18 protein-coding genes are annotated in these 24,156 nt (G+C 55.1%); 9 read left to right on the top strand and 9 right to left on the bottom strand.

Annotation, left to right across the window (positions count from 1 at the left end):
* Positions 1–237: 237 nt before the first annotated feature.
* Both paaZ and tynA read left to right on the top strand, forming a co-directional pair.
* The gene (gene paaZ / locus BV390_RS18400; RefSeq protein WP_049267978.1) at positions 238–2,283 is read left to right on the top strand and encodes a phenylacetic acid degradation bifunctional protein PaaZ; all 2,046 of its coding nucleotides are present in this window, start codon (positions 238–240) and stop codon (positions 2,281–2,283) included.
* Between the two features lie 319 nt (positions 2,284–2,602).
* Positions 2,603–4,870 (top strand): primary-amine oxidase, encoded by a 2,268-nt coding sequence (gene tynA / locus BV390_RS18395; RefSeq protein WP_085397201.1) that lies wholly within the window; start codon positions 2,603–2,605, stop codon positions 4,868–4,870.
* Positions 4,871–4,948: 78 nt separating this feature from the next.
* Here the strand turns inward: tynA and BV390_RS18390 are convergent, their stop codons facing one another.
* The 4 genes from BV390_RS18390 to BV390_RS18375 all read right to left on the bottom strand — a co-directional run bounded on the left by BV390_RS18390 (position 4,949) and on the right by BV390_RS18375 (position 10,527).
* Complete coding sequence (locus tag BV390_RS18390) at positions 4,949–6,580, bottom strand: esterase/lipase family protein (RefSeq protein WP_085397200.1); 1,632 nt, start codon at positions 6,578–6,580, stop codon at positions 4,949–4,951.
* Between the two features lie 28 nt (positions 6,581–6,608).
* Positions 6,609–7,388, bottom strand: coding sequence for an NlpC/P60 family protein (locus BV390_RS18385; RefSeq protein ID WP_085397199.1), 780 nt, complete (start codon positions 7,386–7,388; stop codon positions 6,609–6,611).
* 596 nt (positions 7,389–7,984) lie between these two features.
* Positions 7,985–8,875, bottom strand: a complete 891-nt coding sequence (locus BV390_RS18380; RefSeq protein WP_085397212.1) for an oxidoreductase — start codon at positions 8,873–8,875, stop codon at positions 7,985–7,987.
* A 122-nt stretch (positions 8,876–8,997) separates the two neighbouring features.
* Entirely contained in the window at positions 8,998–10,527 is a 1,530-nt protein-coding gene (locus BV390_RS18375) for a DUF2235 domain-containing protein (protein ID WP_032700046.1), read from the bottom strand.
* 187 nt (positions 10,528–10,714) lie between these two features.
* On the opposite strand from BV390_RS18375, the gene BV390_RS18370 reads away from it, so the two are divergent.
* On the top strand, positions 10,715–11,365 hold the full coding sequence (locus BV390_RS18370; protein WP_085397198.1) for an SLATT domain-containing protein: 651 nt from the start codon (positions 10,715–10,717) through the stop codon (positions 11,363–11,365).
* A gap of 8 nt (positions 11,366–11,373) precedes the next feature.
* Here BV390_RS18370 and BV390_RS18365 read toward each other — a convergent pair whose 3' ends face one another.
* Positions 11,374–12,873 (bottom strand): aldehyde dehydrogenase family protein, encoded by a 1,500-nt coding sequence (locus BV390_RS18365; RefSeq protein WP_085397197.1) that lies wholly within the window; start codon positions 12,871–12,873, stop codon positions 11,374–11,376.
* A gap of 234 nt (positions 12,874–13,107) precedes the next feature.
* On the opposite strand from BV390_RS18365, the gene feaR reads away from it, so the two are divergent.
* From feaR to BV390_RS18350, 3 genes are all read left to right on the top strand, one after another.
* Entirely contained in the window at positions 13,108–14,016 is a 909-nt protein-coding gene (gene feaR / locus BV390_RS18360) for a transcriptional regulator FeaR (protein WP_085397196.1), read from the top strand.
* A gap of 1,009 nt (positions 14,017–15,025) precedes the next feature.
* Positions 15,026–16,471: a sugar porter family MFS transporter gene (locus tag BV390_RS18355; RefSeq protein WP_085397211.1), complete on the top strand. Its 1,446-nt coding sequence runs from the start codon at positions 15,026–15,028 to the stop codon at positions 16,469–16,471.
* A complete protein-coding gene (locus BV390_RS18350) occupies positions 16,461–16,895 on the top strand; it encodes a PTS sugar transporter subunit IIA (protein ID WP_032687982.1) in 435 nt (144 codons plus the stop codon). Before BV390_RS18355 ends, BV390_RS18350 begins: the two co-directional genes overlap by 11 nt.
* An 88-nt stretch (positions 16,896–16,983) precedes the next feature.
* On the opposite strand, the gene BV390_RS18345 is transcribed toward BV390_RS18350, so the two are convergent.
* The 3 genes from BV390_RS18345 to BV390_RS18335 are packed head-to-tail and all read right to left on the bottom strand — an operon-like array spanning position 16,984 to position 20,136.
* Positions 16,984–17,307, bottom strand: a complete 324-nt coding sequence (locus tag BV390_RS18345; protein ID WP_032700050.1) for a YdbL family probable chaperone protein — start codon at positions 17,305–17,307, stop codon at positions 16,984–16,986.
* A gap of 7 nt (positions 17,308–17,314) precedes the next feature.
* Complete coding sequence (locus BV390_RS18340; protein ID WP_004861256.1) at positions 17,315–17,500, bottom strand: YnbE family lipoprotein; 186 nt, start codon at positions 17,498–17,500, stop codon at positions 17,315–17,317.
* A complete protein-coding gene (locus BV390_RS18335; RefSeq protein ID WP_085397195.1) occupies positions 17,497–20,136 on the bottom strand; it encodes a YdbH family protein in 2,640 nt (879 codons plus the stop codon). The genes BV390_RS18340 and BV390_RS18335 overlap by 4 nt, the downstream gene beginning before the upstream one ends.
* A gap of 415 nt (positions 20,137–20,551) precedes the next feature.
* Here BV390_RS18335 and BV390_RS18330 point away from each other — a divergent pair, with 415 nt between their 5' ends.
* The 3 genes from BV390_RS18330 (at position 20,552) to hslJ (ending at position 22,736) form a co-directional block, all read left to right on the top strand.
* On the top strand, positions 20,552–21,052 hold the full coding sequence (locus BV390_RS18330; RefSeq protein ID WP_032687987.1) for a DedA family protein: 501 nt from the start codon (positions 20,552–20,554) through the stop codon (positions 21,050–21,052).
* A gap of 146 nt (positions 21,053–21,198) precedes the next feature.
* Positions 21,199–22,188: a 2-hydroxyacid dehydrogenase gene (locus tag BV390_RS18325; protein WP_032687988.1), complete on the top strand. Its 990-nt coding sequence runs from the start codon at positions 21,199–21,201 to the stop codon at positions 22,186–22,188.
* Positions 22,189–22,313: 125 nt separating this feature from the next.
* A complete protein-coding gene (gene hslJ / locus BV390_RS18320; RefSeq protein WP_032700055.1) occupies positions 22,314–22,736 on the top strand; it encodes a heat shock protein HslJ in 423 nt (140 codons plus the stop codon).
* Here the strand turns inward: hslJ and BV390_RS18315 are convergent.
* Complete coding sequence (locus BV390_RS18315) at positions 22,733–22,999, bottom strand: putative hemolysin (RefSeq protein ID WP_004861238.1); 267 nt, start codon at positions 22,997–22,999, stop codon at positions 22,733–22,735. The genes hslJ and BV390_RS18315 overlap by 4 nt on opposite strands.
* Positions 23,000–24,156 lie beyond the last annotated feature (1,157 nt).

The following is a 24,156-nucleotide window of genomic DNA, read 5'->3' as shown; positions in this document are numbered from 1 at the left end:
TCACTTTGTTTTATAAAAGTTACACTCAGGTTAAATAAAACCACAAATTTTGTTTGTGTTTTTTGTGATGATGACGACAAAAAATCGCCACCAGACCGCGACACCGCAGGCCGGAAGCGGCAGGACATGACGCGCCCGCGATCACAATGTTAATAAATTATTAAATAGTCGCTTGCATTTCATGATTCATAAAATAACTATTTATAGAGATTTCACGTAACATATTGGAGATTCACCATGCAGCAGTTAGCCAGCTATTTATCCGGCACCTGGCAGAGCGGTCGGGGCCACGCCCGCCCGCTTCGCCACGCCATCAGCGGTGAGACATTATGGGAAGTCACCAGCGAAGGGCTGGATATGGCACAGGCGCGCCGTTTTGCCATCGACCGCGGCGCTAAGGCGTTACAGGCCATGACCTTTATCGAACGCAGCGCGATGCTGAAAGCGGTAGCGAAACACCTGCTGGCAGAAAAAGAGGCGTTTTATGCCATTTCAGCGCAAACCGGGGCGACCCGAGCCGATAGCTGGGTTGATATTGAAGGGGGGATCGGCACGCTGTTTACCTACGCCAGCCTCGGCAGTCGCGAGCTGCCGGACGATACGCTGTGGCCGGAAGATGAACTGATCCCGTTGTCGAAACAGGGGGGCTTTGCCGCCCGCCACGTTCTGACCTCAAAATCCGGCGTCGCGGTGCATATCAACGCCTTTAACTTCCCCTGCTGGGGCATGCTGGAAAAGCTGGCGCCAACCTGGCTTGCCGGCATGCCGGCCATCATCAAACCGGCAACCGCCACCGCTCAGCTGACTCAGGCGATGGTCAGGTCCATCGTCGAGAGCGGACTGGTACCGGACGGGGCCATCAGCCTGATTTGCGGCGGCGCGGGCGATCTGCTTGATCATCTGGATAGCCAGGATGTGGTGACCTTTACCGGCTCCGCCCATACCGGCCAGCAGCTGCGTGTTCACCCTAACCTGGTCGCGAAATCGATCCCCTTCACCATGGAGGCCGATTCGCTGAACTGCTGCGTGCTCGGAGAAGACATTACTCCCGGGCAGCCGGAATTTGCCCTGTTTATCCGCGAAGTGGTGCGCGAGATGACGACCAAAGCCGGGCAGAAATGTACCGCTATCCGCCGCATCATCGTTCCGCAGGCCCAGCTTCATGCGGTCAGCGAAGCGCTGATTGCCCGCCTGCAAAAAGTGACCGTCGGCGATCCGGCGCAGGAAGGGGTGAAAATGGGCGCGCTGGTCAGCCATGACCAGCGCCAGGATGTACAGGACAAGGTGAACGCGCTGATTCAGGCCGGGTGCGAAGTTCTGCTCGGCGGCAAGGCCGATCTTAACGCCGCCGGCGCCTTCTTCCCGCCGACGCTGCTGTTCTGCCCGCAGCCGGATGAAACGCCGGCGGTGCATGCCATCGAAGCCTTCGGCCCGGTTGCCACCCTGATGCCGTATCAACATCGCGAGCACGCGCTGTCGCTGGCGCGCGCCGGGGAAGGCAGTCTGGTCGGAACGCTGGTAACCGCCAGCGGCGAGCTGGCGCGTGAGTTTATCCTCGGCGCCGCCCGTTCACATGGCCGTATCCAGATCCTCAACGAGGCCTCTTCCGTCGAATCCACCGGTCACGGTTCACCGCTGCCGCAGCTGGTTCATGGCGGGCCGGGTCGTGCCGGCGGCGGCGAAGAGCTCGGCGGTTTGCGCGCGGTAAAACACTATATGCAACGCACCGCGGTTCAGGGCAGCCCGACGATGCTGGCCGCCATCGGTCAGCAGTGGGTTCGCGGCGCCGAAGTCAGCGAGGACCGTATTCATCCGTTCCGTAAATATTTTGAACAGATCCAGCCTGGCGATAGCCTGCTGACCCCGCGTCGCACGCTGACCGAAGCGGATATCGTCAATTTTGCCTGCCTCAGCGGCGATCACTTCTATGCCCATATGGACAAAATTGCCGCCGCGGACTCCATTTTTGGCGAGCGCGTGGTCCACGGTTACTTCCTGATCTCCGCGGCAGCCGGGCTGTTTGTCGATGCCGGCGTCGGGCCGGTCATCGCCAACTATGGCATGGAAAACCTGCGCTTTATCGAACCGGTGAAGCCGGGCGACACCATTCAGGTGCGTCTGACCTGCAAGCGTAAAACGGTGAAGCGCCAGCGTAGCGCCGAGGAGAAAGCGACCGGGGTGGTGGAGTGGGCGGTAGAGATATTCAACCAGCACCAGCAGCCGGTGGCGCTCTATTCCATCCTGACGCTGGTGGCCCGTCAGCACGGCGACTTCGCGGTTTAACCGATGCCTGTCCCCGCCGTTCCGGCTAACGCCGGGCGCGCCGGGCCGGTACCCGATGCCTCTGCGGAGGCATTTTTTGTGCCCCGCCCGCTTGCTCCGGGCATAACTGGCAAATCTGACAAACAACCTGGCAAGAGCACACAAACGCCAACCGGCCAACCGCTGGTAGGTTAAAGCGAGTAAAGCCGGCATTTCGCAGCGGCAAGCGACAACACAACTCGCCGGAATCATTGGCGTTGCAGACAATCAGCAGGGACGCGTGGTCACCGTAGATGCAACCCAAAGCATGACGGGAATATAAATATAAGATGAGGTCACAATGGCAAATAACTCAATTCGTTCCCCGCGTAAAACAGCCTTAGCTCTGGCCGTTGCGCTGTTTTGTGCCTGGCAATCACCGGTGTTCGCGCACGGCGACGAAGCGCATATGGTCCCAATGGACAAAACGCTGCAGGCGTTTGGTGCCGACGTGCAGTGGGATGATTATGCCCAGATGTTTACCCTGATGAAGGATGGCGCCTACGTCAAAGTGAAGCCCGGTGCGAAAACGGCCATCGTCAACGGTAAGTCGCTGGATTTACAGGTTCCGGTGGTGATGAAAGACGGTAAGGCGTGGGTCTCCGATACCTTTATCAACGATGTCTTCCAGTCCGGTCTTGATCAGACCTTCCAGGTCGAGAAACGCCCGCATCCGCTCAACTCGTTATCCGCAGCGGAAATCAGCGAAGCGGTGACGATTGTCAAAGCCTCGCCGCAATTCCGCCCCAACACCCGTTTTACCGAAATCTCACTGCACGAGCCGGATAAAGCGGTGGTGTGGGCCTTCGCGTTAAAAGGAACCGCCGTTGAGGCGCCGCGGACCGCTGACGTGGTGATGCTCGATGGCAAACACGTCATCGAAAGCGTGGTGGATTTACAGAATAAGAAAATACTCTCCTGGCAGCCAATTAAAGACGCCCACGGCATGGTCCTGCTGGATGATTTCGTCAGCGTGCAGAACATTATTAACGCCAGTGACGAATTCGCCGCAGTGCTCAAAAAACACGGCATCACCGACAGCAAAAAAGTCATCACCACTCCGCTGACCGTCGGTTATTTTGACGGCAAAGATGGCCTGAAGCAGGATTCACGTCTGCTGAAAGTGGTGAGCTATCTGGATACCGGCGACGGCAACTACTGGGCGCACCCGATTGAAAACCTGGTCGCCGTGGTGGATCTTGAGCAGAAGAAAATCATCAAAATTGAAGAGGGTCCGGTGATCCCGGTGCCGATGGAATCGCGCCCTTATGATGGCCGCGACCGCGTGGCTGCCGCGGTTAAACCGCTGGATATCACCGAGCCGGAAGGCAAAAACTACACCATTACCGGCGACACGATTCACTGGCAGAACTGGGATTTCCACCTGCGGCTGAACTCCCGCGTCGGGCCGATTCTCTCCACCGTGACCTACAACGACAACGGGCAGAAACGTCAGGTAATGTATGAAGGCTCGCTGGGCGGGATGATCGTGCCTTATGGTGACCCGGACGTGGGTTGGTACTTCAAAGCCTATCTCGACTCCGGCGACTACGGCATGGGCACCCTGACCTCGCCAATCGTCCGCGGTAAAGATGCGCCGGCGAATTCGGTGCTGCTGGATGAAACCATTGCTGATTATACCGGCGCGCCAACCACTATCCCGCACGCTATCGCAATCTTCGAGCGTTATGCCGGTCCGGAATACAAACACCAGGAGATGGGGCAACCGAACGTCAGCACCGAGCGACGCGAGCTGGTGGTCCGCTGGATCAGTACCGTCGGCAACTACGACTATATCTTTGACTGGGTGTTCCACGAGAACGGCACCATCGGCATCGACGCCGGCGCCACCGGAATCGAAGCGGTCAAAGGCGTCATGGCGAAGACCATGCACGATCCGAGCGCGAAAGAAGATACCCGTTACGGGACGCTGATCGACCATAACATCGTCGGCACCACGCACCAGCATATCTACAATTTCCGCCTTGACCTTGACGTTGACGGCGAGAACAACTCGCTGGTGGCCATGGACCCGGAAGTGAAGCCCAATACCGCCGGTGGCCCGCGCACCAGCACCATGCAGATTAACCAGTACACCATCGACAGCGAACAAAAAGCGGCGCAGAAGTTCGACCCGGGCACCATTCGCCTGCTGAGTAATACCACCAAAGAGAACCGGATGGGTAACCCGGTGTCGTATCAGATTATCCCTTACGCGGGCGGCACTCACCCGGCGGCAACCGGCGCCAAATTCGCGCCGGATGAGTGGATTTATCACCGTCTGAGCTTTATGGATAAGCAGCTGTGGGTCACCCGCTATCATCAGTCGGAGCGTTATCCGGAAGGGAAATATCCGAACCGTTCGATCCATGACACTGGCCTTGGCGCCTATGCAAAGGATAACGAGTCGCTGACCAACCACGATGACGTGGTCTGGATAACCACCGGCACCACCCACGTGGCGCGCGCGGAGGAGTGGCCGATTATGCCGACCGAATGGGCGCATGCGCTGTTGAAACCGTGGAACTTCTTTGACGAAACCCCGACGCTGGGCGAAAAGAAAAAGTAGTTTGTCGCAAGGCCTGAGAGAGAAATCTGCCCGCCACCGGGGGTAACCTCGGTGGCGCTATCGCTTTTAGCACGCTTCTCAGTTCCAGAGCTGGACGTTAAAACGCAACGCCCCAGAGATCCCCGGCACCGAAGGCCGTTTATTGCCTTTGGTATCGATGGAGACACTTTCTACGGGAATCGTGACCTCACAGGCATTATCGGCGATTTGCTGCGGGTCCAGAATAATATCGGCGTTGGAAACCCCTGAGTCCTGCCAGGCATATTTTATCCGCCAGGGGCTGTCGTCATTTGCCGGAGGAACAATTTCAAGGATCAGAGAGTTGCGGAACAAATACCCCCCTTCATAGTGTTCGTTAAACCAGAATCGCTTTTCTATTTCGTAATCGGGAATTTTCACTCCCAGTACCAGGCTGTAGGCCAGAGAGCGCCGGGCTTTATTCACTCGCGCACGCCTGGACAAGAAGACGCTCGAGAGATATTGCGTAGCATGTCCCTGTGTATTCCACTCTTTTTGCGTCACACAGGCAACGGAATCTTCTTCGGCGACACGTCGGGTTAACGACCAGGGTTTACCCCGGGGAGAGGCAATAGCTTCTATCTGATAGATTGCGTCAATCTTATTCGCCTCTCCACCGGCCGCTTTTAGCGCCGCATCCGGAAGACGAATGTCCTTAAGTTCCAACCATATATCCACGCGGACATCGCCAAAAAGAAAGCGTGCCAGATTCTGGAAAGCTTCTTCGCTATTCACAATACCGAAATAGCCGGAATGGGCGCGATAGGTGAAGGCTTTCGCACAAGGCGCGCCGATTGAGCCATCATCATTAAGACCATTCAGCGTAGCATTCTCAATTTTTACCAGACCATCGCTGCCGTTCCCGACAAAGGTTCTCGAGAGTCCGGCGGCAACGTCATAATCAAGGCGATTGGTCCCTACCATAGTGAAAATGCGCGATGAGGGAAGTCGGGACTCAGGGATCAAATCGACCCGTTTATAACGCTGGTACGCATTCTCGAGGTCGAGATACTGCGCCATACGGTCACGATTAAAGTTAGCGACGCTACTTTGCCAGGGAAGATTCGGGATATTAATCTCCGCAAACTCAATCCCGTTATGTGGCGTAGCGTAGGTGAAAAATTTATCGACGCTTCTGGCCATCTGCTGCGGATCAAGCGCCTGATTTTGTAGAAAAGCCCGGCAAACAAGGCCTCCCATCGAGTGGGCCACCAGATAACAGCGAAAGTCGTCGGGCTCCTGCACGCCGCTGTTGGGGTTTGCCAGCAAAAGCTGCCTGATCGTGGCCAGCAGGCTTGACAGTCCAACTGCCGCCGTTGCTATGTCGGGCGTTTTACCCCTTCCCAGTAGCGTGGACGCATCGTCATAATAGCGATACACAATCACCGATTTATCATCCAGGATGTTTCCGGTAGGTTTACCCTCCGGATCCAGCGCCCAACCAGCGTCCGTGATATCCAGTCCCTGCTCAAAAACATCGCTATAACCAAACTCCGAGGCCAGACGAATAACGGGCGATTCAAAATAAAATTTCTTCGGGCGATCTTTCTGGCTCGCAGAGGCTCGCAGCATCGTTGAGCCAAGATTAAAACCATTAAAAGGATCGGCGGTAGTCTCATTAATATCGTGATCAGTCATCGCATAACCACGAACATAAATAATAGGGTAAAAAGGCATTTTCTTATTGGCCATTTTATTATCCTGTAGAATTTAAATATTATCAGGGATGGCGCGAGAGCCCATACAGTCCCTTAAACTTATCATTAGTTGCTGAAGCAACTAAAACTGACCATGAATAATGGAAGATATTCACTTTTGAGGGGTAAGCTCCACGATTACCTTCAATAGTCCACAAAATGCCATCGGCATAGCCTTGAACAATACCAACATGCCCCATCCAGGCAGTCTCTTGCTGCTTTTTAGGATCGACTCTCAACCAACAAATAATATCACCCGGCTGTGGTGGATTGCTCAATGAAGGAGTGTAAGAATAGCCTAATGACTTCATTTTATTATGCAATGCCTGAGCTGATGTTTGATAGCCGAATACCGCAGTTGCTCCCTGGTTAAAACAGTAACTGACAAAGGCCGCGCACCAGCTTTGCCCCTGGTTTCCGTACCCGGCGAAATATTTTTTAATATCAGGACCGTGATTATCCGAACCTTCTTCACCATGGCCGATCTCCGCCTGAGCGACTTTAAGCGCGGCCAGGCCCGCATGGCTTCCCCCTGATGGGGTGAACGTCGGGAGAGTCGGGTGTTGAAGCACAAGGCTGTGTTTACCCAAAGCAGCATCGAGAGCCCAACGGGTGTGTGGTCCTACTTTACCATCGACAATTAACGGTTGGCCTGAGGCATCCACGTTGGCCACCTGGAAAGCTTCTACTGACTTTTTTACTACCTGATCAAATTTATCCGTTGGCGCAAGACCGAATGATAGCTTGCGGAGATCGTCAACCAATTGTGCTACCGCCTTACCTTCATCACCGATTTTTAACATAGAGCCCCCGTAGCATTCAGGTGATTTAATAAACTCAGGTTTGTACAACGCATACAATAATTAGCAGCAACATTAATACTCACCAAAAATAAAATCTGGCCTCTCGATTACCTGCTGAGTCAGACTGTTATTTACAATGTTTGCCCGGAGTCATTTTTAATAAATACAAACAGGTTATCTTTAAAATAAGAGGCAGGTCTTGTCATGTGACACCTCGCTCAACGACACGATGAGTTACAGGCATAAATATCCCGGGCAACAACCAGGTCAGAGAATGAAATGAATATCCAGCATCAGAATGGTGCTACGCAAGAATTGCATTTAAACGCAGCGCTACTTTTTATGGTAGACAGCTCTAACAAGAGATCAAGTTTCTATGCTTCTCTTCGCCAAATATATTGGCAGCTTGCACATAGCAGGCTGAGATCAAACACAATTTTGGTGCGACGGTGGGACAGTGAGCAAGCAGATCTCCGCTTGCCAGCGCTCAAGGGGATAACATACACAGACGGCAACCGCGTTGCCAGCCACAGCGGCCAGACCTCGCGGAATGCCGCCTGCTATCCGGCGGCTGCAAGTGCCGCCGCTTTATCCCGTCAGCCCGGTCCGTCGCTGGCGGCTGCCAGCAGCGGAACGATAAGATCGCTCAGCGGCGTCGGAATGCCGTGCCGACGCCCGCGGCGCTGTACCACGCCGTTACGAATCTCCCACTCCAGCGGCCGCCCGCTTTCGCGGTCAATCTGAATCGAGGTACTGAGATCGGGTGGCGCACGATGAAATCCGTCAATAATTTCCTGCGGTACGCTGTCGCTCAGCCTTGCGCCTTCCGCGCGCGCGACAAGCAGGCATTCACGTAAATAGGCCAGCGCGATGTCGTTGATATCGCCACGGGAGAACATACCGGCACGGCGGCCCGTCAGCACCATCAGGCCAGCCACCGCATTTTGCAGCAGCTTGCGCCAGGCGACGGTGGTGAAATCATCGGCGAGATCCACGGCGCAGCGGGTCCCTTGCAGCGTTTGCTGTACCAGCCGGGCCTGCGGCAGATCCGGCAAGGTCAACCGGGGTGTCGCTCGCAGCCAGACGGAGGCATCGGGTTCGCGCTGCGCCGGAAACCACACCACCGCAGGCAACACCGTCGCCCCGGCAACGCGGTCGGCAAACTGCGCCTGCTGTTCGACGCCGTTCTGCAACACACACACCACCGTTTTTTCATCGCACAATGCGCTCAGCCACGCGGAAATCGTAGGGTTCTGGGTGGCCTTGACCGCGACGAAAACCAGCGAAAATGGCCGCACAATGGCCGCCGGGTCGGTCAGTACCGGTCCGGGAAACGTAATCTCTCCGCCATCGAATCTGAGCAACAGCTGTGCATGAGACGTTCGCCCGCACACCACCGGCGTGCGCCCCACTTCATGCAGCGCCGCGGCTATCGTGGTCCCAATCGCGCCGGGCCCGATAAGGGCAACGGTAGGCTCCTCCGACATCATATCCGCCTCCTGATGATAAGCTCCGCCACGATGGCGGGAAGGCATTAACAGTAGCGATAAATACTGTGATTCAGCAAGTCCTGTTCGTGGATAACGACAGGCACGGCGTTCAATGGCGCTTAGCGGGAAATCGTCAGGGAGACGCTGCCACGATTGTTATCATACATTTGCCACGCATCGTTGGCGTAAGCGTAAAAATAGCCGCTTTTAGCCGGTGTGAACCGGCATCCGCTGCCGATAATCACAATCTCATGCCGCGGCTCAGGCGCGTCGGGTGCGGGATCTGCGTGATTGGCAACCACGCCAATCAGAGCGAACCACGGTGCCGTACCGACGCGTCGACTCAGCCAAAAATCCACATCCTGGTTTTTAGTCGCCCCCTTCCATAACGCTTCCAGTTTGTCGGAAACGGAGGCCATAATCTGCGCGGCCTCGCCGGGATAAAACTTACCGTCATCAGTCCCGCCCGCCTCGCAGGGCACCGAGCCATCCAGCCATTTCCCCGTGGCCGTAAAGCGATACTCCACTCCCGCTTCCAGCCAGATCCCCGTTGCATTCCAGCGTTCGCGCGCAAAAACGTCAAAGGTCGCCGGGTGTTCTGCCGTCACATCGGTGACCGGTCGGTAGCGACCGTGGAGCAGCATCGGCTGACTTTGCCGCTGTATCACGCTGGCATCAACATCGGGGCTTCCGGCGACAATCCGCGGTACGCTGCGCGGGCAGGTATGCAGCAGTTTAAAAATGCCGGTGACCGAATCATGCAGCAGTCCATGGGGATCGGGGGCCAGTTGGGCGTCGATACCCGGCAGCAGCGTCAGTCCCAGTCCGGCTGCCTCTGCCATCATCCATTGCAGGGTGATATCCGATAATCCGCACTGCGCGTAGCCGCCGCCGACATCAGCATGCACGCCGGCAAACCAGCGCTGTTTCACCTGCGGGTTATCCGCCACATTGTCCCACAGCGTGGGAATGAAACTTTGCCGCTGCTCGTCCAGCGCCAGCGCATGGCGGGCATGTTCGACAATCGGGCTGAGTGACGTATCGTGGAAGGCATACTTTTTGGGATCATCCAGCAGATTGGCTAACGCCATATCATCGGGAATACCCAGCGCCCCCACCGTTTCCCAGACGCCAATAAAATATATAGGGATGCTCTCCCTGGTCGGACGCCCCGTCGCCACCGAATAAAAAGGTCTACCCACGCTGGCAACGATCGCCGGCGCGCTGCCTGCAGGCTGGCGGTAATCGCTGAAGAGATCGTTGATATCCTCCCAGACTTTATCGTCGCCGGTTCCTGCCTGGCTGGCATTCAATAATCCGCAGCGCGAAATCATTCCGCCTAAACTCCTGACGGTATAAGCTCCGCGGCTAAAGCCAAACAGCCATATTTTATCGCCGGGCTGATAGCGGGTCGCCAGCCAGTAATAGGCGCTGATAATATTCTTATCAAGGCCTTCGCCGATGCCGCCGCCGATATAGCGATCGACCACCCCGCCATCGGTACCGACGCCGGAGTGGTAATAGACTCGCTGCTGGGTGTTTTCCGCCACGGCATTCCTGAGTTTGACCACATTGGTCGGCGCGGGTTTTCCATCATCAAGCTGTTGGGGCGTATTCCAGGTACCGTCGCAAAACACCAGTAAGTTCATAGGAACCTCATCGCAGGCTGCGTGAAAAGCGGTCAGGATTGACAAAGTAAAAATAGCAGACTGTACTCGAAGTAAGAGTTCAATCGATAAAATACCCGTGATATCCGGCATCGACAGTCACTGGCAGGCATTCGTGGGGATTGTTGGCTAACAGCATAATTAACATAATGTTATTACGGGGATAATCATGGGAACAGAAACTCACTACCTCCTCGCTGTCAACGAGTTAGCTAAATTACATTTAGTACCGGCAGAACAAAAACTGGATACAGTTTTTAAAATTTGCACCATGTACAAAGAAAGCATTACCGGTTGGTATAAAAAAGAGGTCAGAAAAAAACGCTTACTCTCTTTATTATTGCTCTCGGTAATCTTAATCATCATGCTAATCATCGGTAGCATTCAGACCCTTAGACTTCCGTTTGCTGCTGATGCAACTGAGAAACTGCAGTTAACTCAATTATCCCTCGCACTATTAACGCTTGCCGTGCTGCTATTTATAGCCGATCGGGCATTTCGTCTCACCGCTGGATGGATAAATTATATCAATACTATTATGGCCATCGAGACACGCTATGCTGAATTTATTACCGAATGGATCAAAAATGATGCCACTTACCTTACGCAACAAAATAAACATTATAGTCAAGCGGCAGTCATTGCCGCTGCGTTTATTAATACTATTCACCTTGCGCAGCAACAGGAGACACACTCATGGTCAACCCAGTTAACGGAAACCATCAAGCAATTAGACTCTTTAATAAATAAGCAACAGCAGGATAAAAAAACAGGTTTCAGCGCCCGGCCCGGAGTTCGAACTCCGGGCGTCAGGCGCTGAGGCGAGAGTCAGTAACGCACGCAGACCGATTTCGTTTCGCACCAGTCGTCCAGCCAGTCCGGGCCAAAGTCGCGCCCGGTTCCGGACTGCTTCATACCGCCAAACGGCAGGTTGGCATCGATAAGCGTATGGCTGTTGACCCACACCGTCCCGGCCTGCAGGCGCTCGGTGTAGCTGAGTGCCTGTGTTAAATCGCCGGTCCAGACGCTGGCGGTCAGACCAAAATCACTGTCGTTAGCCAGACGCAGCGCCTCTTCGCCATCGGCGACGCGCACCAGGTTGACCACCGGACCAAAGACCTCTTCCCGGCTGAGTCGCAGCCCGGCGTCCGGATTAATCACCAGCGTCGGCGCGATATAATAGCCGTGCGTATCCGGCCCGGCCTGTCCGCTAATCAGTTCCGCATGCTGCTTGCGCGCCTCATCGAGGTAAGCCGCCACTTTCTCGCAGTGCCCTTTTGACACCACCGGGTTAATCTGAGTCGTTTCCAGCATCCCCGGTCCCACCTGCAGCGACTTCACCGCCTGTTCAAAACCGCTCACCAGGTTATCGAACAGCGGGGCTTCAATATAGATACGCGAGCTGGCGGCGCAGACCTGGCCCTGATTGAGGAAACTGCCGGTCATCAGCCCTTCGATTACCCACTCCGGGTTGGCGTCTTTCAGCACGATCGCCGGGTTTTTCCCCCCCAGTTCCAGCGTTACGCGGGTCAGGCGGTCGGCGGCCGTCCTGGCGATATGCTTACCGGTTGCGGTGGAACCGGTGAAGCTGACCTTCGCCACCTGCGGATGAGAGGTTAACGCCGAACCGCATCCGGCGCCGCTGCCGGTCACGACGTTAAATACTCCGTCCGGGATCCCGGCCTCGGTGGCCAGCTCGGCAACCCGCAGCAGGGTCAGCGGCGTGGTCTCCGACGGCTTGATGACGATAGAACACCCTGCCGCCAGCGCCGGCATCACTTTCCACATCCCGATCATCAGCGGGAAATTCCACGGCACGATCCCAGCGACAACGCCAACCGGCTCTTTTCGCGTCCACGCCTGGTAGCGTGCTCCCTGCGGGAACGGAATCGACACATCGAGAGTACGTCCACTGATTTTGGTCGTCAGTCCGGCGGTATAACGCATCCAGTTCAGCGTACAGCCCACTTCAAATGCGCGAGAAATCTGGATGGATTTCCCCTGCTCCAGCGTTTCCAGCTGCGCCAGTTCTTCGCCGTGCTGTTCGACCAGATCGGCAAAACGCAGCAGAATACGTTCGCGGTCGGCCGGCGTGCGCCCTGCCCAGCTGCGGGCGACGAAGGCGCGCCATGCCGACATCACCGCGCGATCGACATCGGCCGCGTTGGCATCCGCGGTACTGGCGATGGCCTGCCCGGTTGCCGGGTTCCAGACGGTCAGGCGCTGTTCGCTCTGCGACGCCTGCTGGGTGCCGTCGATATATAAGCCATGCTGGCGGTCTAAAAACTGTTGAACGCTGGCAAGCAGCGCTACCTGTGCTGTGGACATATCGCTTCCTTATTGCTCACGGATCGTGAATTCAGTCTACGACGAGGCTGACGATCGCGCTTTTTTCTCTGTGACATTCGTTTGTGCCGCTGTGACAGCCGCCGCAATTCAACATATTGCGGACGCAGAAATGTGCCTCAGGTAATAGTTCTTTCATATACTCCGCGCCTCGCTCTTGTATGCCACCGTGTAAATGCAACAATGCAAAAACATTATGTTTACATGAGACAGACTATGGCGACGGCGGAGCACGGACAGGACTACCAGCGCTGGTTGGCGAAAATCAATCAGGTCTGCGGCCATTTTGCCGCTCGTCCGCTGGAAGGTCGCTTTCATGGGGAGATTGACGCCAGCTATGCCGGCACTCTGAAAGTCAGCACCGTCACCGCCAGCGGCGTCAATCTGTTCCGCACCCGCAACGAAATTAAGCGCAGCAATGACGACTGGTTTTATACCGTTTTCCAGCTCTCCGGCCAGGCGGCCATCGAGCAGGACGATCGCCAGGTGGTCCTCGACGCCGGCGACATCACCCTGATTGACGCATCACGCCCCTGCTCTATTTTCTGGCAGCAGACATCGCGCCAGGCCTCCCTGCTACTCCCCCGACAGCTGCTTGAACAACAGCTGCGCGGCAGTGAGATAAGCATCGCCACGCGGCTGGAAAAATCGCTACCGATGGTCCAGCTCAGCCAGCGGCTGTTGCAGGAGAGCATGTGCAGCCCGGAGCTGTCGGAAACTGAGAGCGCCGCGGCGCTGGAGGCCATCGTCTGTCTGCTGCGTCCGATGCTGCATCATCACGACCCCCGGCCATCGCGCAGGGAGAAGCAGTTTCAGAAGATTATGGATTTAATTGATGAGTCCATTCAGGCGGAACATCTGCGTCCGGAGTGGCTGGCCAGCGAGACCGGGATGTCGGTTCGCAGTCTGTACCGGTTGTTTGCCGACAAGGGGCTGGTGGTCGCGCAATATATTAAGAACCGGCGTCTCGATCTCTGCGCGCAGGCGCTGCACAGTGCCCGTGATGACGAAAAGCTGGCGGGAATTGGCTATAGCTGGGGATTCAGCGACCACAGCCACTTCTCGACCGCTTTCAAACAGCGTTTTGGCGTGTCGCCTGGGGAATACCGCAAGCGCTGCCGCTGATTTATACGCCAATGGGCCGTAGACTTGCGTTCCCCCCGGCGCTATCCGGCCGTCGCTCTCCCTGTTGCCCTCTGGTTCGTCTATCCGTCGCCGGGTGCCCGCCTGACGTCCGCTGTGTTCCCCCGGCTGGCCTCGTCCCGCGCGTTTCGCCCCGGTTCCCGCCTGACCAGGCTGTGACCCGGAAAAAAAACAAAAGCGTATAAAAAATATAAAATGGAATTTTAATTTCACTAATAATCGTATGGATTTAAAAGCGTGACTCGTATCAAAAATTTAACTTTTAATTCAATAGCTTATTTTTAACACCCTCACAAACCCCATCAAAATTTAACCTTAATTATCAATGATATAAAAACATTATCTTTTCTCACAAAGAGAAATTTGTTTCGTCTCAAACAAAATGAAATGAAATGAAATTTTCAATTTGTGATCTATTTGTGATTTTATTTCATTAGCGGATGTCATATTACCCTTCGATAAAACGCAATCTGTCCACTCTCGGCGGTACGCAAACCCGCAAGCACGGAGGAGACCATGAAGGAAACAGCAAGAAGATTGACCTCGTCGGACGGCAGGGAGCGTTGTCATGCCATTGACTACGTACTGGTCGCGATGGTTTTCCCATTGAAAGGAACGCCGGTGACAAAGAACAACGGGGCGTCGGCAAAACACCTCGTACCGCAGATTGGCTTTCATCGCTGCATAAACGACGGCCACACACGGTGGCGGATCCGCACAGTCTGTTCTGTGCAAAAGCGCTGTCGGGTAAGCGTGTGAAGGTCGACAGCAAGCAACACAGATGCCACACACAATCCAGAGACACTGATAACACACCGTCAATCAAAAACACGCCTCATCGCCCGCTGCTCCTCAGCATAGTGTGATGAAGACGAATAATCGCACCACCCATCTCGTCTCCCTCCGTCATCGTTCGACAGGATAAACCTGTCGCCGCGGGCGAAGAGAAACAGAATGACCGGTGCTGTTAATGAAAATAAAAGGTATGAAAATGTCAGCTATCATGAAACTGAACGTACAGCAAAGAAAGCGGCTTCACCAAATAACGCTGGTGGCAACATTTGGCGGCCTGCTATTCGGCTATGACACTGGGGTTATTAATGGTGCATTTTCTTCACTGAAGCAATATATGGGCCTGACGCCGACGACGGAAGGTCTGGTCATGAGCGTATTGCTGGTGGGCGCCGCTATTGGCAGCGTTTTTGGCGGAACCCTCGCCGATTATTTTGGCAGACGAAAATATCTGCTCTGCCTGTCATTTATTTTCCTTGTCGGGGCATTAATGTCAGCCCTCGCGCCGGATATCAGCGTATTACTGATATCCCGTTTCCTGCTCGGATACGCCGTTGGCGGCGCTTCCGTCACAGCACCAACGTTCATTTCCGAAGTCGCCCCCACTGAAATGCGCGGTAAACTCACGGGGTTGAATGAAGTCGCCATTGTTATCGGGCAGCTTGCCGCATTCGCCGTCAACGCCGTGATAGGCATCATCTGGGGCCACCTCCCCGATGTCTGGCGATATATGTTAATGGTCCAGGCTCTCCCGGCCATCTGTTTATTTGTCGGGATGTTGCGCTCTCCGGAAAGCCCGCGCTGGCTGGTGAGCAAAAACCGACATCAGGAAGCGCTGGAAGTATTAAAGCAGATCCGCTCACCGGAACGCGCGGCGCAAGAGTTCGCCGATATTTCCACCCTCATCAAAGTCGAAGCCGATCGTAAATTCAGTACGCAAAACGCGTTTGTCACCATTCTCAGTACGCCGTGGATTTTTAAATTACTGCTGGTGGGCATCATCTGGGCCGCGTTACAGCAGACCACCGGGGTCAATGTCATTATGTACTATGGCACCGAAATCCTGAGTACGGCCGGCTTCTCTGAAAGAACCTCCTTAATATGTAATGTGCTCAACGGGGTCTTCTCCGTGGGGGGGATGCTGGTTGGGGTGTTCTTCCTTGTTGATCGCTTTAAACGCAAAACCATCATTATTTACGGCTTTGCCATTATGGCGACGCTGCACCTGATCATTGCCGGCGTCGATTACACGCTGGTTGGCGATATCAAAGCGACGGCCATCTGGCTACTCGGCGCGCTGTTTGTCGGGGTCATGCAGGGGACGATGGGCTTTATTACCTGGGTGGTGCTGGCCGAACTGTTCCCGCTGAAATTCCGCGGCCTGTCCATGGGGATTTCCGTGTTTTTCATGTGGATCATGAATGCCGTTGTCAGCTACCTGTTTCCGCTGCTCCAGGCCAAGCTCGGCCTTGGCCCCGTATTCCTGATTTTTGCGGCTATCAACTATATCGCGATTATCTTTGTGGTCACGGCGCTCCCGGAAACCTCGAACAAATCGCTGGAACAATTAGAAGAAGAGTTATCGTCGAATAAATATGATGCGCGGGTGAATAACGGCGCGGAGGTCGCTCACAATGATCGCTAATATTACGCAAGAGAATCTTCACCTTGGTTACAAGGCGAAAAATAAGACCGAAGTCTTGACCCTGCTTGGTGAGGAATTTAAAAAGAAAGGCTACGTTAGCGAAGACTGCATCGCTTTTCTTGCTGAAAGGGAGCGTCAGGTGTCCACCTTTTTAGGCAATGGCATTACGCTTCCGCACCTGCCGAAATCCGCGACCAATATCATTCTGAAAACCGGGATAGAAATATTTCAGTTCCCGGACGGTGTCATCTGGGACAGAAGCAACGTCATGTTTATCGCCATTGGCGTGATTGCCAAAGAGAAGGAGCATATTGATGTTCTGAAGGACATCGCCTCTATTTTCAGCGATGAAATCATTGCCAATGCGCTGTCATTGATCTCCAGTAAACAGGACTTCTTGACGATTTTACAACAACACCGCTAACCCTGACGCTAATCGCCGTCCGGCCCCGCCGCCGCTGATGAAAGTGAGTCTCATCAGCGGCCGTTTCTGCGAGGCAAAAGCGGCGGCGCTATTTCCGCAGCCATTTGCCATTCAGTCCCTGAACATACTCCCCCGGCTGCGCCCGGGAGACCAGTTTTTGCCCGGCCATTTTCGCCACCTCATCCACCGGCAGGTTATTATCATCCGCCAGCTGCTGATAGCTTTCGCTCCTGGCCGCGTTGATCTGTTTGACCAGCTCCAGCGTTTCTTTGTCCTGACGCAGCGGCGCCAGATAGCCATTCAGCGTTTCCCCGACCCGCCCTTGCTCCCGGGCCTCCCCCAGCGTCAGCGCCAGCGCCGATGAGCTGAAGAGGCCAAACGCTAACGCCGCCGTTAACAGTCGTTTTCTCATCGCCACCTCAGAATAGATCGCTACGCGACTTCAGTAACTCTTCAACATCTTTATCCACTTTGATATGAATCTCATGCTCAATTTTGACATTCATATTGATGGTGATCGGCTCTTTTGACGCCGCGATTTCAATTCGTGGCGTACAGCCCGCCAGCAGCATCGTCATCAGCACCGGCGTTAGCAATTTCATCATTGTTGTTCCTTACACTTTTTACTGTCCGTACAGCTGCGCACGGGGAGCACCGCATTTTGCTCAAACCATGCCTGCAAATTGTCGCCAAAACGTAAACTGCGCCACAGGTCAAAAATATTCTCTTCATGAGAATAGTTTAAATGCACCGTATTACTCTGCTCCCCGACGCGGCTGGTTCCGCTGATGGTCGCCTTCAGCGTCAGCATGCCCAGATTATCGAGATCGATGCGCGTCCATGAACGGGAGATCTCCATATAGCGCAGCCAGTTAATCGCCGCACCGGCGGAAATATTGTCGTTGACCATCGCATCCGCCATATCCTTATCAAGACGTAAGGTCATCGGCCCCGGGTTACCCAGCCAGCCATCTTTAATGATCCATTTGTCATTGTTCAGCCACAGCGGCAGCGCGCCGTTGAATGCGCCGGACATGGCAAACTGCTTAATATTTATCGCGCTCACCAGCTCGCTGCTGGAAATTTGCTGCAGACGCAGTAGCGCCGGGTCATGCTGCGGCATCCGCAGCTGCTGCATGGTCACCTTACCACCGAGAATATCCACGCTGACGTTGCTCAGCTGAAGCGGTTCGCTCTCGCTCCACGGCCAGGAGCCCTGCAGATCCGCCGAGAGGTTTTTCGCCGTCACCTGGTTGACGACTTCGCCAATACGCAGCGACACCGGTCGGCGGGTTCCCAGCTGCCAGGTCCCCTGACTAAAGCGGAAAGGCAGAACAAAATCTACGCCATTAATCTGATTGTCAGGCATCCAGGCGCTGCCGCCTTTTAAGACGCCGTGGCCGCCGGCTTCAAACCCCTGATCTGCCGCCGCGGAGAAGGCGACCTGCGCATACAGCATTCCTTCACGCAGATTCATTTTCCAGTCTGGCGGCACCAGCGGCTGAAACACGGTTAACGACTGTTTCGGCCACCAGGCCTGGCCCCGCAGACGTTCGCCATCCCAACGCCCGGTGACCCGCACGGGACCGATCTTCCTGGCGTGGAGCGCCCCGTTGAACTGAAACCAGGTGGGATCCCGTCCGTCGATCTTGAACTTTAACGTGGAGGGGGGAAGTTCGCTGCCGCTGCTAAAGCTGGTTTTACCCGCGTCCAGCGACAGCGCGCCGGTCAGTTTAGGGTGCTGTTCGCCGCGCAGCCAGTGCACCGGTTCGTCCAGGGTTAACCGCGGCGTGCTGACCAGCATCGTGCCGTACTGCAGCTTATCGAATCCCGTCGACAGGCTGTTCAGCACAATCGAATTGTCTATCCACGCCCCCGCCCCTTTGACGTCCCACTTCGCCTGCATCGGCGTGAAGCGGCCCTCGCCCCAGTAACGCCACTGCCAACGGCCGCTGTCGGGCATAAAGTTGTCGGCCTGACCGTCAAGATGCAGCGAGAAGTCGCCCATTTGCTGTTCGTGCGCGCGCAAAATAGCCTGCAGACGGCCGTCCACGCCCTGCTGAGTCACCTTCACGCCAGCCAGCGGCAGACGGACTTCATCAATATTGAGCGAGTCAATGACCCGGCCGCGGGAACGCAGCAGCGCGCCGGGATGGAACGTCAGCGCCGGCGCGGTCAGCGGGCCAGTCAGGTTCGCCGGCAGCACGGCATAAACGATCAGATCGCCGAGCTTGGCCTCGCCGGTTAACTGCAACGGCATGTCGCTGTTGTCCATGCTCAGTTTGCCAGGACCTATCGTCAGTACGGCGTTCCCCTTCCCGCCTTCCCCGTGGGTGAGAACGTTGAGACGACCGCTGACCCGCATCTGCTCGGTGCCCTGTTGCCAGTTGCCAACCGACAAGGCCACGCGGCCGCTCAGCGGATACCCGGCATACTCGGTACTCCAGCGACCATCGCTGATGGCAATACGCTCCGGGGTGATCTCCCAGGGTAAGTCGAGCATCGGCTGCACATCGCCGCGCGGCGTCACCAGCAGCTGCCCACGGTTTTTCTGCCACTCCAGCTCCGCATCAACCAGTCCTGCCGTCTGCGGGAACGCGAGCGTGGCGATCAGATGCCCATCTACCGGCAAACCATCCGGCACCAGCGGCATATGAAATTCGCCCACCAGCTTCACCGGCGCCTGTCCTTCGACCAGTTGCGCGGAGAAGTCGCTCACCGTCAGCGCCTGCCCGCGCAGGCGCGCCTGCAGCGTCACCTCTTTACCGCTGTAGCCGATATCCTGCTGCTGCGGAGTCAACGACATAACCAGTCGTCCCTGCCACTTTTCCCACGGAGAGAGACGCAGGTTCTCAATCGTCAACCAGCTATAGGGAAGCATGGACTGCCATTCCGCCAGCGTACGCGGCGCGCCGGATGCCGGCTCACTTTCCGGCAGCTTGCTCAGGCAGGCGCTGTTGATATCAAGTTCGTCAACCTGCAGCCGCCAGCGGCTGGGATGTGAGAGTCGGGCATCGGTTATCCTCGCCAGTTCGCAGTCGCCGACCAGATAACGTAAATCGGGTATACGCAGCGCAGAACGCGTCAGGCGCGGACTGTCATGCAGCGAAATGCGGGTTCCCTCTGGCAGCCAGATCCCTGCCAGCGTAGGTACCCAATGGGTAAGCGTCGACAACAAGGCCAGCGGTAGCAGAATAAGTGCTAACAATAGCGCGATGGCGGCTTTATATTTACCCTTCATGGGCAGTTAATATCCTGATTAAACAAAAGTAAAAGCCGAAAGTAGCGCGTATTGTGGCACGTTCGACCAGTGAGTTAAAGTTTCTGTCCCGCTTAAGAGCCTATCTCAGCAGGACTATTTTGCTTGTCATTTTGCCCCGGGCAGTGCGCGCAACGATTTATCTTTGAGCGCCCTTCAGAGCGGCCGCAGGGTGAGCGAAGCGAATCAAATTCTCACCGACTCCCTCCACGCTCCGCTTTCTCCGCGCTGTTTCGCGCGCAAATTGCCTGTGCCGATAGCCCTGCCGGGATAGATTCTAAGAATAGTTGCTGTGACATCATCGTTATGGTGAATTGTTGCCATTCGCTTATTTAACCGCCATTTAGCCAGCGCCTGTCACACTCGCGGGAATCGTTCAAATAAGTGGGTGGATCCCGTGGAGTTTTTTGTTTCGCTAATTGAGTATGCGCAGCGCCACTATTCATTCCTGCTGCTGCTGGTCTTTCTGCTGACGTTCAGCAAATCCTGTGCCCTGATTTCTCTGCTGGTGCCGGGCACCTCCGGGCTGCTGCTGCTCGGCCCGCTCGCCTCCGGCAGCCTGAATCACTTCTTATTTATGTGGCTCAGCGCCAGTCTGGGGGCAATCGGCGGATTCTGGATCTCCTGGTGGCTGGGACGGCGGCATCAGCATCGTCTGCTGCGGCTGCGTTGGCTGCGCGGCGATCGGCTGGCCCGTAGCCTGACCTTTCTCCATCGCCACGGCGAATGGGCGGTGTTTTTCGGCCGTTTTCTCTCTCCGCTTCGCGCCACCCTGCCGCTGGCCAGCGGCGTCAGCGGCACTCCGTTCTGGCGTTTTCAACTGGCCAATGTCAGCTCGGGACTTCTCTGGCCGCTGCTCCTGCTGGCTCCCGGTGCCTTCAGCTTCAGTTTTTGGTAAAATACATTGTGTTTTAAAGAGATACCTCAACTCAGTGATATGCTCTAGAATTAATATTATATCCGCCAGGCTAAACTAATTTTTAATATTTGTACGATTATTTTAAATATGCTACCGTGACGGTATAATCACTGGAGAAAAGTCTTATGAAAATCGCTGTGTATAGTACGAAGCAGTACGATAAAAAGTACCTTCAGCATGTTAATGATACATATGGCTTTGAACTCGAATTTTTCGACTTCCTGTTAACCGAAAAAACCGCGAAAACGGCCAACGGCTGTGAAGCCGTGTGCATATTTGTCAACGATGACGGCAGCCGTCCGGTGCTGGAAGAACTGAAAGCATACGGGGTGAAGTACATCGCCCTGCGCTGCGCCGGGTTTAACAACGTCGATCTGGATGCGGCAAAAGAGCTGGGTCTGCGCGTTGTCCGCGTTCCCGCCTATTCGCCGGAAGCCGTGGCTGAACATGCCGTCGGCATGATGATGTCGTTGAACCGCCGCATCCACCGCGCTTACCAGCGTACCCGCGATGCTAACTTCTCGCTGGAAGGCTTAACCGGCTTTACCATGCACGGTAAAACCGCCGGGGTGATCGGGACCGGCAAAATCGGCGTCGCCACGCTGCGTATTCTGAAAGGGTTTGGCATGCGCCTGCTGGCGTTCGATCCCTATCCAAGCGCCGCAGCGCTGGATCTCGGCGTCGAGTATGTTGATTTGCCGACGCTGTATGCACAGTCCGATGTGATCTCCCTGCACTGTCCGCTGACGGAAGAGAACTACCATCTGCTGAATCATGCGGCGTTTGAGCAAATGAAAGACGGCGTGATGGTGATCAACACCAGCCGCGGGGCGCTGATTGATTCTCAGGCGGCGATCGATGCGCTGAAACACCAGAAAATCGGGGCGCTGGGCATGGACGTGTACGAGAACGAACGCGACCTGTTCTTCGAAGATAAGTCCAATGACGTGATTCAGGATGACGTCTTCCGTCGCCTGTCTGCCTGTCATAACGTGTTGTTCACCGGGCATCAGGCTTTCCTGACCGCCGAAGCGCTGATCAGCATTTCACAAACGACCCTGGATAACCTGCGCCAGGTCGATGCTGGCGAAACCTGCCCGAACGCGCTGGTCTGAAAGTCCTTTCCCTTTTGTGCCCTCCTTGCGCGGGGGGCACATTCAGATAACCCCCACAGAAATTGCCTGCAGTAAAGTTAAACTGTGCGTATTTAACAGATGTGATAAATGTTTTTGGAGGAAAAATGAACAAGTTTGCTGCACTGCTGGCGGCAGGAATGCTGTTATCCGGCTGTGTCTACAACAGCAAAGTTTCCACCGGCGCGGAGCAACTTCAGCACCATCGTTTCGTCCTGACCAGCGTGAATGGCCAGGCGCTGGCGGCAGGAGCCAAACCACTGGAGCTGAGTTTTGGCGAAGAGATGTATGTTTCAGGAAATATGTGCAACCGCTTTAGCGGTAAAGGCAAAATCAGCGGCGGCGAGCTGAAGGTCAAAACGCTGGCGATGACCCGTATGCTGTGCACCGATCCTCAGCTGAATACGCTGGATAATACGCTGAGCAACATGCTGCGTGATGGCGCACAGGTTGACCTGACGGAAAATCAGCTGACGCTGGCCACGGCCGATCAGACCCTGGTCTATAAACTCGCCGACCTGGTCAACTAGTAGTTACCGCAGCTTCCGCCCGCTAACGCCTGCTCGCTGCAGCGCTTGCCGTTAGGTAACGCGCACATGCCGATCGCCGAACCATCAAGCTGTCGTGCCACGGACAATGAGCCACCGATCATCGCGCAGTTCGCCTGCCCTGAGCTGCTCATCGCGGCACGCATTCCCGGCGACACGTGTGCCGCTGTCGCCTGTTGAACAGGTTCGCTACTACAGGCCGACAATAATAACGCGGCACACCCTACTAAAAACGCTGCTCGCATCGTCTCTCCCCTCAGAAACTTCCCAAAATAAACAAACCCCAGAATAATAGGCAGCGCAGCGCCTGACGTCGAGAGGCGAAAACCGTATTTATGCGCTCCATTAACATTTCTTAGCAAATTTTCCGCCGATCGTTATCCTGGCAGGGAAAATGATGGACATTCAGCGGGCCATCCATACCCGCGACGAGCGCCGTTGGCCGCTATGGCGGATTGTCACTTTCGCCGTCACAGGGTTGTACGTCTGATGAGGGAAGAGCATCTGCTAATACGCCCGTCGCTCTCACGACCAGGCTGATACCATCCATAACGTTAAAACCCCGCCTGGTGGCAGGGTTGTAATGGCATCCATTTTCCCGGCACTTATCTCCGGAGCGCGGGTCTGCGATGAAGGTTATCCCGATCGGCTATTTGTCCACCCGCCGACGCCGTCATAGTGTTAAGGCTATTAACAGATCGCAATCCCGCGATCGGGTAACCTTTTTTCATTTAAAATCCGGCGTTTTTAGATATACCTTAAAGTCTATTTTCAGCCATCAAAGGGAACGTATAATTTAAGTTCCGGGGGAGACTGCCTCCTTAATTTTCATACAGGAGGCAGGAACCTAATCAAATATCACTCACAGCTCAGGGGGGAGTTTTTACCGCACAACGTTAAGCCCGCTTTTTTCCACTCTTTTTTACGGCAACGGCTGTCTTTATGCTCTGACCAAATTTGATCAAACCGATCTTTTTGCAGGTCCTGTGATTCAGGCGTCCGTGACCATCGCTTTGTACAAAGGGCTTTTCGGGTAGATTTTTGCATAAAAACTCTCCAGGTTGACTTTTGCTAACCATTCCGTAGTTAATCCAGCAAGCTGAGCTGATATTAGCATCATCAGAAGAGAGTTTATTTCAACCTTTGTTTATCTTTGTAAAGGCAGAATATTAAAATCATATTTACCATTTCAGACCTGGGCAGTGCGCACAATCCTCGCGCACAACCTGTACGCTCCGGTTATTCCGCGCGGTCCGTGTCCAGACTGGCTGGACTAATTTACCCCAACCTGAACAGACTCTAACCCGTTCAGAGATCTCAAAAACAGAATGACCGTTCTCATCTGCGATACCTTCAGCAGATGGGCTGTCACCGCGGGGAGCCTGACCGTTACGACGCCTCC

This window comes from Klebsiella sp. YJ (assembly GCF_002108615.1).
Classification (GTDB): domain Bacteria; phylum Pseudomonadota; class Gammaproteobacteria; order Enterobacterales; family Enterobacteriaceae; genus Klebsiella; species Klebsiella planticola.
This window is presented reverse-complemented; position numbering and strand designations above follow the sequence as displayed.